Annotated in this window: 11 protein-coding genes and 1 riboswitch; of the genes, 10 read left to right on the top strand and 1 reads right to left on the bottom strand. The window is 31.8% G+C overall.

Going from position 1 to position 12,054, the window contains the following annotated elements; all coding sequences use genetic code 11:
* The first annotated feature begins 7 nt into the window (after window positions 1-7).
* From N2251_RS06035 to metF, 8 genes are all read left to right on the top strand, one after another.
* Entirely contained in the window at window positions 8-337 is a 330-nt protein-coding gene (locus N2251_RS06035) for a 2Fe-2S iron-sulfur cluster-binding family protein (protein ID WP_260585822.1), read from the top strand.
* A 2-nt stretch (window positions 338-339) separates the two neighbouring features.
* On the top strand, window positions 340-1,086 hold the full coding sequence (gene epsC / locus N2251_RS06030; protein WP_260585821.1) for a serine O-acetyltransferase EpsC: 747 nt from the start codon (window positions 340-342) through the stop codon (window positions 1,084-1,086).
* Window positions 1,083-1,973: a cysteine synthase CysM gene (cysM, locus tag N2251_RS06025; RefSeq protein WP_260585820.1), complete on the top strand. Its 891-nt coding sequence runs from the start codon at window positions 1,083-1,085 to the stop codon at window positions 1,971-1,973. Before epsC ends, cysM begins: the two co-directional genes overlap by 4 nt.
* 64 nt (window positions 1,974-2,037) lie before the next feature.
* Window positions 2,038-2,160, top strand: a riboswitch (SAM riboswitch).
* A gap of 48 nt (window positions 2,161-2,208) precedes the next feature.
* A complete protein-coding gene (locus tag N2251_RS06020) occupies window positions 2,209-3,207 on the top strand; it encodes a homocysteine S-methyltransferase family protein (RefSeq protein WP_260585819.1) in 999 nt (332 codons plus the stop codon).
* A 3-nt stretch (window positions 3,208-3,210) separates the two neighbouring features.
* Entirely contained in the window at window positions 3,211-3,669 is a 459-nt protein-coding gene (locus N2251_RS06015) for a hypothetical protein (protein WP_260585818.1), read from the top strand.
* Window positions 3,670-3,685: 16 nt separating this feature from the next.
* On the top strand, window positions 3,686-6,364 hold the full coding sequence (gene metH / locus N2251_RS06010) for a methionine synthase (protein WP_260585817.1): 2,679 nt from the start codon (window positions 3,686-3,688) through the stop codon (window positions 6,362-6,364).
* Window positions 6,365-6,372: 8 nt separating this feature from the next.
* Complete coding sequence (locus tag N2251_RS06005) at window positions 6,373-6,621, top strand: hypothetical protein (RefSeq protein WP_260585816.1); 249 nt, start codon at window positions 6,373-6,375, stop codon at window positions 6,619-6,621.
* 222 nt (window positions 6,622-6,843) lie between these two features.
* The gene (metF, locus tag N2251_RS06000) at window positions 6,844-7,800 is read left to right on the top strand and encodes a methylenetetrahydrofolate reductase [NAD(P)H] (protein WP_260585815.1); all 957 of its coding nucleotides are present in this window, start codon (window positions 6,844-6,846) and stop codon (window positions 7,798-7,800) included.
* 2 nt (window positions 7,801-7,802) lie between these two features.
* Here the strand turns inward: metF and N2251_RS05995 are convergent, their stop codons facing one another.
* Window positions 7,803-9,365, bottom strand: coding sequence for a hypothetical protein (locus tag N2251_RS05995; RefSeq protein ID WP_260585814.1), 1,563 nt, complete (start codon window positions 9,363-9,365; stop codon window positions 7,803-7,805).
* 130 nt (window positions 9,366-9,495) lie between these two features.
* Between N2251_RS05995 and N2251_RS05990 the strand changes: the two genes are divergently transcribed.
* Both N2251_RS05990 and leuC read left to right on the top strand, forming a co-directional pair.
* Window positions 9,496-10,671, top strand: a complete 1,176-nt coding sequence (locus N2251_RS05990) for a 2-isopropylmalate synthase (protein WP_260585813.1) — start codon at window positions 9,496-9,498, stop codon at window positions 10,669-10,671.
* Entirely contained in the window at window positions 10,671-12,053 is a 1,383-nt protein-coding gene (leuC, locus tag N2251_RS05985; protein ID WP_260585812.1) for a 3-isopropylmalate dehydratase large subunit, read from the top strand. Before N2251_RS05990 ends, leuC begins: the two co-directional genes overlap by 1 nt.
* Window position 12,054: the final 1 nt, after the last annotated feature.

The raw sequence follows: 12,054 nt of genomic DNA, 5'->3' as shown, positions 1-12,054 counted from the left end.
GAATATAATGTCAGATATCAACATAAAAATAACAGATAGAGAAGGAGTACTTCATGAAATTTTAGCGCCAACAGATATGGCAATGAATTTAATGGAAGTAATTCGTTCGTACGAACTAGCAGAAGAAGGTACTATTGGTGTTTGTGGTGGTATGGCAATGTGTGCTTCTTGCCAATGTTATGTAAAATCTGAACATGAATTACCTGAAATGGGAGTTGATGAAGATATGATGTTAGCAGAAGCTTTTCATGTTGAGGATAATAGTCGTTTAGGGTGTCAAATTCAAATGAAACCAGAGTTAGAAGGATTAGAAGTACAATTAGCGCCTGAAATGTAATTATGCCATTAAAAAATTACACACTCACATTAAAAGATACGGTAGAAACGTTTACAAAAAAACTATTTTACGCTCTTTTTGATGAGCAGTATTATAAAGAGAATATAAAAATAATAGAAAGTTTATTTATTGAAGTAACCCAAAAATTGCAGGTAAAAGAGTCAATAACTATTTGGGAACTTTATAAAGTAAAGTTTAAAGAAATTCGTGTAAAACTAGATTTAGATGCTATTGCTTTTGAAGAAACTGATCCTGCAGCTAAAAGTTTAGCTGAGGTATATTTAGCATATCCAGGGTTTCATGCGATAGCAGTATATCGATTAAGTCATGAGTTAGTAAAATTACATGTACCTACTTTACCAAGAATGATGAGTGAATATGCACATGGAATAACAGGTACAGATATTCATCCAGGAGCAACAATTGGGAATTCATTTTTTATAGATCATGCTACCGGAATTGTTATCGGAGAAACGACATTGATCAAAGAAAATGTAAAAATTTATCAAGGAGTTACCTTAGGAGGCATTCAGGTTAAAAAAAGTTTAGCAGAAACAAAAAGGCATCCAACGATAGAAAATAACGTAACTATTTATGCAAATGCTACTATTTTAGGAGGTGACGTTGTAATTGGTGAAAACAGTATTATTGGAGCTAATGTATGTGTTACAGAATCAGTGCCATCTGAATCGTTAGTAATTTATCAATCAGAAAATAAAATTGTTTCAATAGAAAAAAATAAATTATGAAGGCAAAAAAAATAACAGACTTTGTTGGAAATACACCACTTATAGAAGTGAGTAATATTCTTAATAAAGAGGGCGTACGTTTGTTTTTAAAGTTAGAAGGAAACAACCCAGGAGGAAGTGTAAAAGATAGGGCTGCATATAATATGATTTTAGAGGCTTTAAATCGAAGAAATATAAAAAAGGGTGATCATTTAGTTGAAGCAACTAGTGGAAATACAGGAATAGCACTTGCTTTTATATCAAAAGTATTAGGATTGCATATGACTTTGGTAATGCCCGAAAATGCTACCGAAGAGCGTGTAAAAACAATGAGAGCTTACGGAGCAGAGGTATTGTTAACGCCGAAAGAAGAAGGTATAGAAGGAGCCAGAGATTTAGCACAAAAATTACGCTATAAGGAAGGTTATTTTATGCTAAATCAATTTGAAAATAACGACAATTGGAAAGCACATTATAAAACTACTGGACCAGAAATTTGGAAAGATACTGAAGGAGAAGTAACTCATTTTGTATCTGCCATGGGAACTACAGGTACCATTATGGGAGTTTCTACCTATTTAAAAGAACAAAATTCAAAAGTTCAAATAATTGGAGCGCAACCAACTGATGGATCAAGTATTCCAGGAATCAGAAAATGGTCGAAAGAATATTTACCAAAGATTTTTGATAAATCAAAAGTTGATGAAATTATTGAAGTAAGTGAAAATCAAGCACGAAACATGACGCGTAAATTAGCTAGTCAAGAAGGTGTTTTTGGAGGAATGAGTAGTGGTGGAGCGGTGCATGTAGCATTACAAGTCGCTGAAAAAATAGAAAAAGGAATTATTGTAGCAGTTATTTGCGATATAGGAGATAGATATTTATCATCTAATTTATATAATTATTAATAAAGATGTTGTAAAAACAAAAAAAGTTTGTTTATTTGTACTTTAGTTCATTAACTTAATACGAATGTTATCAAGAAAGGCGGAGGGATTAGACCCTGTGAAACCTTAGCAACCCTATGTGCAAACAAAGAAGGTGCTAAATTCTACTTAAATATTGTGATGAAACAATTTTTAAGAGAGATAACGGAAAGACTTTCCTCTTTTCCTGATAACTTCTACTTATAAAATATCAGGAATGTCAAACATTTATACAGAAATACAAAAACGAATACTCGTACTCGATGGAGCAATGGGAACTATGCTTCAGGCTTATAAATTTACTGAAGAAGATTTTCGAGGAGAACGTTTTAAAGAATATCCAACTCCGTTACAAGGAAACAACGATTTACTGTCTATAACACAGCCAGAAGCCATCAAAACAATTCATGCAAAGTATTTTGAGGCTGGAGCAGATATTATAGAAACCAATACTTTTTCGGGAACTACCATTGCAATGGCAGATTACCAAATGGAAGATTTGGTGTACGAGTTAAATTATCAATCGGCAAAAATAGCCAAAGAAGTTGCTGATGAGTTTACAGCAAGAGAACCTCATAAACCACGATTTGTTGCAGGATCAATTGGCCCAACGAACAGAACAGCAAGTATGTCGCCAGATGTAAATGATCCTGGTTATAGAGCAGTTACTTTTGATGAATTACGTATTGCTTATAAACTACAAGTAGAAGCTTTATTAGATGGAGGTTCAGATATTTTATTAGTTGAAACTGTTTTTGATACCTTAAATGCAAAAGCTGCATTATTTGCTATAGAAGAAGTAAAAGACGAACGTAAAATTGAGGTTCCAATAATGTTAAGCGGTACAATTACCGATGCAAGTGGAAGAACTTTATCTGGGCAAACTGCCGAGGCTTTTTTAATATCCGTATCTCACATTCCGTTATTATCTGTTGGATTTAACTGCGCTTTAGGAGCCAATTTATTACAACCTCATTTAGAAGCAATTGCTTCGAAAACTGAGTTTGCTATTTCGGCACACCCAAATGCCGGTTTACCAAATGCATTTGGTGAGTATGATGAAACAGCCGAAGAAACAGCCGAACAAATTGAAGAGTATTTAAAGAAAAACTTAATAAACATTGTAGGTGGTTGTTGTGGTACTACTCCAAAGCATATTAAAGCAATTGCTGATTTAGCGCTAAAATATTCACCTAGACAGTTAAAAACGATATAAGTAATGAAAAGTATAATTCAATTAATCTTGGTTGTAGTTCTATTAATTTCTTGTAATAAAACTACCGATTCTGTAAAAGAAGAAAAAAAAGAAACTTCAAAATTGGCTTTGCAGGGTACCTGGAAACTTGTTTATGGTGAAGTTAAAGAAAATGATTCGGTAAAAGTTAAAGATTTATCTAAAGCAGAATTTATTAAAATTATAAACAAGAGTCATTTTGCTTTTTTTAATCAACCAAAAGCAACAGCAGAAGGGTTTTATGGAGGCGGAGGTAGTTATACCTTAAAAGGTAATAATTACAAAGAAACGTTAAACTATATTTCGGTAGATGCTGTTAGAGGTCACGTGTTTCCTTTTACGGTAAAAATAGTAGGAGATACTCTAATTCAATACGGATTAGAAGAGGTAAAAGAAGCAGGAATTCATAGAGATATTATTGAAAAATATATCAGAATTAAATAAGTAGCATTATTAAAAGATGAGTATAAAAACCAAAAAATACATGAAACTTTCAGGTTTAGAGTCTTTAGTTTTAAGTGAACATACGAACTTTATTAATGTTGGAGAGCGTACAAACGTTGCAGGATCTCGTAAGTTTTTACGGTTAATAAAAGAAGAGAAATTTGATGAAGCATTAGCAATAGCAAGACATCAGGTTGAAGGAGGAGCTCAGATTATCGATGTAAATATGGATGATGGTTTGATTGATGGAAAAGAAGCCATGGTTCGTTTTTTAAACTTAATTGCAGCCGAACCTGATATATGTAGAGTTCCGTTAATGATTGATAGTTCTAAATGGGAAATCATTGAAGCTGGTTTGCAAGTTGTACAAGGAAAATGTGTTGTAAATTCAATATCATTAAAAGAAGGAGAGGAAAAATTTATTTGGGAAGCTACTCAAATTAAAAGGTACGGAGCTGCCGTAATTGTTATGGCTTTTGATGAGGTTGGGCAAGCCGATACTTACGAAAGAAGAATTGAAATTGCCGAACGATCGTATAATGTTTTAGTAGATAAAGTAGGGTTTGCATCCGAAGATATTATTTTCGATTTAAATATTTTTCCTGTTGCAACGGGAATGGAAGAGCACAGAAAAAATGCCATCGATTTTATTGAAGCTACACGTTGGGTACGACAAAATTTACAAAACGCAAGTGTAAGTGGTGGTGTAAGTAATGTTTCGTTTTCTTTTAGAGGAAATAATATTGTTAGAGAGGCAATGCATTCTGTTTTCTTGTATTATGCAATTGAGGCAGGAATGAATATGGGAATTGTAAATCCGGCAATGCTAGAGATTTACGATGATATACCAAAAGATTTATTAGAACATATTGAAGATGTCGTTTTAGATAGAAGAGACGATGCAACTGAACGATTGTTAGATTTTGCAGAAACGGTAAAAGGCGTTAAAAAGCAAGATGAAGCAAAAGTTTTAGAGTGGAGAAGTTTGCCTTTGCAAGAAAAAATTACCCATTCTTTAGTAAAAGGAATCGATGAGTTTATTATTGAAGATGTAGAACAAGCAAGGCAAGAATCAGCAAAACCAATTCAAGTAATTGAAGGGCATTTAATGATTGGAATGAATGTAGTTGGAGATTTATTTGGAGCCGGAAAAATGTTTTTACCTCAAGTAGTAAAATCGGCACGAGTAATGAAAAAAGCGGTGGCCTATTTAAATCCGTTTATTGAAGCAGAAAAAGGAGAAAAACAAAAAGCCTTGGGTAAAGTTTTAATGGCAACTGTAAAAGGAGATGTACATGATATTGGTAAAAATATTGTAAGTGTTGTTTTAGGCTGTAACAATTATGAAATTGTTGATTTAGGAGTTATGGTTCCGCCAGAAAAAATTATTGAAGCTGCTAAAAAAGAAAATGTTGACATTATTGGTTTATCAGGTTTAATAACACCTTCGTTAGATGAAATGGTGTACTTGGCTAAAGAAATGGAACGCCAAGAGTTTTCTGTACCTTTATTAATAGGTGGGGCAACAACATCAAAAGCACATACGGCTGTAAAAATAGATCCTCAATATAAAAATGCGGTGGTGCATGTAAACGATGCATCAAGAGCGGTAACTGTGGTAAGTGATTTATTAAACGAAGAAACCAGTAATGCCTATGTTGCAAAGTTAAAAAAAGACTACGATGAGTTTCGCGAAAAATTCTTAAAAAGAGGTAAAACTAAAGCCTATATTTCAATTGAAGAAGCTAGAGAACGTAAGTTTAAAATAGATTGGAAAACAAGCTCTATTTTTAAACCTAAAGAGCTAGGAATTCAAACTTTAGAACAAGTTAGTTTAAAAGAATTATTACCATATATAGATTGGAGTCCGTTTTTTAGAAGTTGGGATTTACACGGTAGATATCCAGATATTTTAACTGATGAGGTAGTTGGAGAGCAAGCAACACAGTTATATGAAGATTCTAAAGTGATTTTAGATGAAATTATTACCAAACAATTACTAAAGCCAAAAGGAATATTTGGTTTGTTTGAAGCAAACACCGTTAATGATGATGATATTTCAATTCAGAAAAAGGGAGAAGAAATAGCTGTTTTTAGAACCTTACGTCAGCAATTAAAAAAGCGAGAAGGAAAACCAAGTTTTGCTTTGTCAGATTTTATAGCGCCAAAAGAAGCTAAAAAACAAGATTATATGGGGGCATTTTGTACGGCTATTTATGGTGCCGATGAATTAGCCAAAAAATATAAAGAAAAAGAAGACGATTATAATGCCATTATGGTACAGGCAATTGCCGATCGTTTTGCCGAAGCTTTTGCCGAATATTTACACCACAGAGTAAGAACCAAACATTGGGGATATGCATTTGACGAAACATTATCTAATGAAGACTTAATTAAGGAAACCTATAAAGGAATTCGTCCGGCACCAGGATATCCAGCATGTCCAGATCATTTAGAAAAAGAAACGATTTGGAGTTTACTAAATGTTGAAGAAAAAATAGGTGTAACACTAACTGAAAGTTTAGCGATGTGGCCAGCAGCAGCAGTTTCTGGATATTATTTTGGAAACGAAGAAGCTAAATATTTTGGATTAGGAAAAATTACAGACGATCAAGTACGTGATTTTGCTAACAGAAAAGGAATAACATTAGATAAAGCTCGTAAATGGTTGCATCCAGCGATAGCTGATAATTAAAAAATAGAATGAGTCAGAAATTTATAGAATTACATCTTAAAAATCATATTATTTCTCATGGTTATGATGAAAATAATGAGGAAATAACGGTTGAGGTTATTGCTGAAAATTTTTCTCCTAAAACAATTGCCGTTAGTAGAATTAAATCTTTGAGTGATAAATATATTTTAACCGATTATATAGAAGGTAGATGGATTTATTGGGAATATAAAGAGTCGTACGAATCGGTTAAAAATCAATTATTAAAACAACTATAAAACATAAAAAAAAGTGCGTATTTAATTAACAATAAATTATCTTTTAGGTAAAATGTAAACTTAAAAACGATTGTAATTTTGAACTGTAAAAATTCATAAAAACTGTAACAAGTGAAAAAGTATCGTTTAGAAATTAAGTTTATAATTCAATTACTGGTAATGTTTACAATATCATTATTAATAGCATCATTTATATAATTAAATATGCCTTTGTAGTAACTTATGAAGGTAACAGATCACATTAAAAAAGCAAACGGAAAAACATTGTTTTCGTTTGAAATCATTCCGCCCAAAAAAGGAAATAATATTCAAGATTTATATAACAATATAGATCCTTTAATGGAATTTAATCCGCCTTTTATTGATGTAACCACATCAAGAGAAGAACATTTATATATTGATAAAGGAAATGGATTATTAGATAGAAAAATAACCAGAATGCGACCAGGAACGGTTGGTATTTGTGCAGCAATAAAGCATAAATATGATGTTGATACGGTTCCGCATGTTTTATGTGGAGGGTTTACCAAAGAAGAAACAGAGTATTTGTTGGTAGATTGCCATTATTTAGGCATTGAAAATGTAATGGCTTTGAGAGGTGATGCGATGAGTCATCAAAAATATTTCGAACCTACAAAAGGAGGTCATCAATATGCAACAGAATTGGTAAGTCAAATTCAGGGTTTAAATACCGGAAAGTATTTACACGATGTAATTGAAGCTAATCATAAAGCTGATTTTTGTATTGGAGTTGCTGGTTATCCAGAAAAACATTTAGAATCACCATCGTTACAAACAGATTTAAAACGTTTAAAAGAAAAAGTTGATGCCGGTGCCGATTACGTAGTAACGCAAATGTTTTTTAACAATCAAAAGTATTTTGAGTTTGTAAATGCGGCAAGAAAAATAGGAATTATGATTCCTATCATTCCAGGTATTAAACCAATTGCAGTAAAACGACATTTACAATTACTACCTCAAGTTTTTAAAATTGATTTACCAGAAACATTAATTAAATCGATTGATGATTGTAAAACAAACAAAGAAGTAAGACAAATAGGAGTAGAATGGTGTATTGAGCAATCTAAAGAGTTACTTGCCGCAGGAGTACCTTTATTGCATTATTACTCTATGGGAAAAAGCGATAATGTTAAAGCGATTGCAAAGGCATTATTTTAAAATTAGCGTTTGTTTTTAGCTATTTTTTCTTTTATAATTAGTGCAACTGGCTTGTTTTCTATTTTAGATTCTAGCCACGATAATATGTCTAAATATAAAAAAGCTCTTTTTTCATAAGGGTGATTTTCGTAAATTTTTAAACGGTCATATATTTTTTTAAATTCCTTTTTAATTTGATGAGGAAATACGTCACCTAGCGCTTTTATTGATGAAATGAATTCTTTCTGAACTTCCTGAAGGTTTTCCATTTTTAATAAAAAGCGATAGGTGTCTTTAAATTGTCGCTCAAAATCATAATCTAAACCACATTCATAATGCGCAATTAAACTTAAAATTCGGGCAAAGCATTGTAAGTCTTCTGCAACATGAATTATTTTAGATTTAATAATTTTATCTAAATATAAAATACATTCTTTGTTTTTACCCATACCAAAGTATAAACAAGCAATTTTATAATACATAACCACAATATGATGGTTGTCTAATCGGTCTTTATAAACATTAATTTTATTATTGATGGTTTCTACCAAATATTCACCTTCAGAAAAACTACCATTTAAAAAATGCAAGTGTAATTTATTTGCATAATAATATTGAAAAATTAAAATTTCAGTATTACTATTTTGTGGAATTACGTTGTTTTTAATCTCTTCATCAAAAAGAGTCAGTTCTTTTTTAAATAAGGTATAATGTTTAATGAAAAATAAACTTTCTAATAAGTAATTTTTCCCTTTTAAGTAAAAAACAGGGTGAATTTGGATGTTTTTAGGCTCGTTTTTAAATAAATCAACCCATTTATTGGCGTATTTATAACTTTGTAAAAAATCTTGTGTTAAAAAACTATGCCATAAATTGGCTTTATACAGCCAAAGTTTTTCTCTAAAACCTAGATTTTCATATTCATAATTAGGCAATTTTAAGTTAAAATAAGAGTTTACTTTTTTTAGTTCAGCATCATTTTTTACATAGCCGGTTTTTAATAAAGTACCGTATAATTGTAATGATAAATTAGATAATTTACTAGTAATTACATTCTGCTGACTTAATTCTTTAGCTTGAATTGTTAACTCATCAGCTCTAGTGCTAATACTTCTGGTAATGTATTGACTTTCAATAACTTTTTCTAGTTCAACAATTTCATAAGCAATATTTTTTTCCTGATTATCAATTGCCGTATTTTTTGCTTTATCAAGTAATTTTAAACTTTGTTTATACAAGCCTTTTTGATATAAAATTGTAGCAAAATCTAATAATTCTCGTATTTGAATTCGAATATTTTTATGCGCAGGATTCATTCGTAAACTAATTAAAATTTGTTTGTACAAATGCGCTTTTAAATTTGATAATTGTTGTTTACTTACAATACCTGTTTTTATAATTCCTTTTTCGTCGTACTTCTTTTGCTTTTCTAAAAATTTAAAAAGAGAAAAAAATTTAGCATCATTATTACCGTCTAAACGACCAACATAAAGGTTAAATTGACGTTTTTCAGACTTAGATAAAGACTTTATCAAAACAAACAGCATATCGTTTTGTTGATTGGATGATGTAATTGATTTATTCATAATTAGCTGTTTTTTAGTCTTTTGTGTTTTTTTTACACCTTTTTAATATCGTAAGTAACAAATAGAATAAAGCGTGTAAAGAAAACCAATATATACATTTGATTTATATAATGACAATTATTTTAAATTAATGAATAACGATAAAGTCCAAATTTTCGACACCACTTTAAGAGACGGAGAGCAAGTTCCTGGATGTAAATTAGATACAACACAAAAACTAATTATAGCAGAAAGACTTGATTTTTTAGGTGTTGATGTTATCGAAGCTGGTTTTCCGGTTTCTAGCCCAGGAGATTTTACTTCGGTAAACGAAATTGCAAAAATTGTAAAAAACGCAACCGTTTGTGGTTTAACAAGAGCCGTTAAAAAAGATATAGAAGTAGCAGCTCAAGCTTTAAAATACGCTGTGAAACCAAGAATTCATACAGGTATTGGTACCAGTGATTCTCATATAAAATATAAATTTAATGCCTCGCAAGATGAGGTAATAAAAAGGGGTAAAGAAGCTGTTTCTTACGCTAAAAATTTTGTAGATGATGTAGAGTTTTATGCAGAAGACGCAGGAAGAACCGAGAATGCTTTTTTAGCTAAAGTATGCGAAGAAATGATAAAAGCTGGCGCAACTGTTTTAAATATTCCAGATACAACAGGTTATTGTTTGCCTGAAGAATATGGGGCAAAAATTAAGTATTTAAAAGAGCATGTAAAAGGAATTGAAAATGTTATAATTTCTTGTCACTGTCATAACGATTTAGGTTTGGCAACCGCAAACTCTATTGCGGGCGCAATTAATGGTGCAAGACAAATAGAATGTACGATTAACGGAATAGGAGAGCGTGCCGGAAATACCGCTTTAGAAGAGGTGGTAATGATTTTAAAACAACACCCGTATTTAAATTTACAAACCGATATAAACACTCAATTATTATACGATACAAGTATCATGGTTCGTGAGAGTATGGGAATGCCAGTACAACCAAATAAAGCAATTGTTGGCGCAAATGCATTTGCACATAGTTCTGGAATTCATCAAGATGGTGTAATAAAAAACCGTGAAACTTACGAAATTATGGATCCTGCAGATGTAGGAGTTACCGAAAGTGCCATTGTACTAACCGCAAGAAGTGGTAGAGCAGCATTGGCTTATAGAGCAAAAAAAATAGGGTATGAATTAACCAAAATACAATTAGATTCAGCCTATAAAACTTTTTTAAATTTTGCTGATAAACAAAAAGAAATAATAGACGACGATTTGCATTTAATAATGAAACAAGTAAATAAAATATCTAAAATCGCAATTGCCTAATGGGAAAAACATTATTTGACAAAGTATGGGATGCTCATGTGGTAGATACAGTTAAAGACGGGCCACAAGTTTTATATATAGATAAACATCTAATTCACGAAGTTACCAGTCCGCAAGCTTTTAACGAGTTAAAAGAACGTAACATTCCTGTTGCGCGACCAAATAAAATTGTTGCTACGGCAGATCATAATACGCCAACAGTAAATCAACATTTACCTGTTAAAGATGCGTTGTCTAGAAATCAGTTAGCGCAGTTAACAAAAAACTGTAAAGAAAACGATATTACTTTATATGAGTTAGGACATGAAAATAACGGAATTGTACACGTTATTGCTCCTGAATTAGGAATTACACAACCAGGAATGACCATGGTTTGTGGAGATAGTCATACCTCTACTCACGGTGCTTTTGGTACCATCGCTTTTGGTATTGGTACCAGTCAAGTAGCACAAGTATTTGCAAGTCAATGTTTATTGTTACAAAAACCTAAAAGTTTACGAGTTTCTGTAAATGGAAAATTAAAAAATGGGGTATCTCCTAAAGACGTTATATTATACATTATTGCTCAATTAGGAACCAATTCGGGCACAGGATATTTTTGTGAATATGCAGGAAATGTATTCGAAGAAATGTCTATGGAAGGCCGTATGACCGTTTGTAATATGAGTATTGAAATGGGTGCAAGAGGCGGAATGATTGCTCCTGATGAAACTACTTTTAATTATGTAAAAGATAGAGAGTTTGCACCAAAAGAGAGTGAATTTGATAAAAAAGTAGCTTATTGGAAAACATTACCATCAGATGCTGATGCTAAGTTTGATCAAGAATATAGTTTTAATGCAGAAGACATTGAACCAATGCTTACCTATGGTACAAACCCAGGAATGGGAATTAAAATATCTGAAAATATTCCTACAGATAATGATGCATCGTTCGAAAAATCATTAGCCTACATGAACTTTAAAAAAGGTGAAAGTTTAATTGATAAAAAGGTAAATTATGTATTTATAGGAAGTTGTACCAACTCTAGAATAGAAGATTTTAGAGAAGTAGCTAATTATGTAAAAGGAAAGCAAAAAGCAGGAAATGTAAATGCTTGGTTAGTACCTGGCTCACAAAAAGTAGCGCAACAGATTCAAAAAGAAGGCTTGCAAACTATTTTTGAAGCGGCAGGATTTGAATTACGTCAACCAGGTTGTTCAGCTTGTTTAGCAATGAATGATGATAAAATTCCTGAAGGGGAATATTGTGTTTCTACCTCTAACAGAAATTTTGAAGGAAGACAAGGACAAGGGGCAAGAACCATTTTAGCAAGTCCGTTAATGGCAGCAGCAACAGCAGTAGAAGGAAAAATTATTGACATAACGAAACACTTAAATTAAG

This window comes from Tenacibaculum haliotis (genome assembly GCF_025215075.1).
In the GTDB taxonomy this organism is placed as follows: Bacteria; Bacteroidota; Bacteroidia; order Flavobacteriales; family Flavobacteriaceae; genus Polaribacter; species Polaribacter haliotis_B.
Note: the sequence above shows the minus strand (reverse complement) of the source record. Positions and strands in the feature narration are given on the sequence as shown.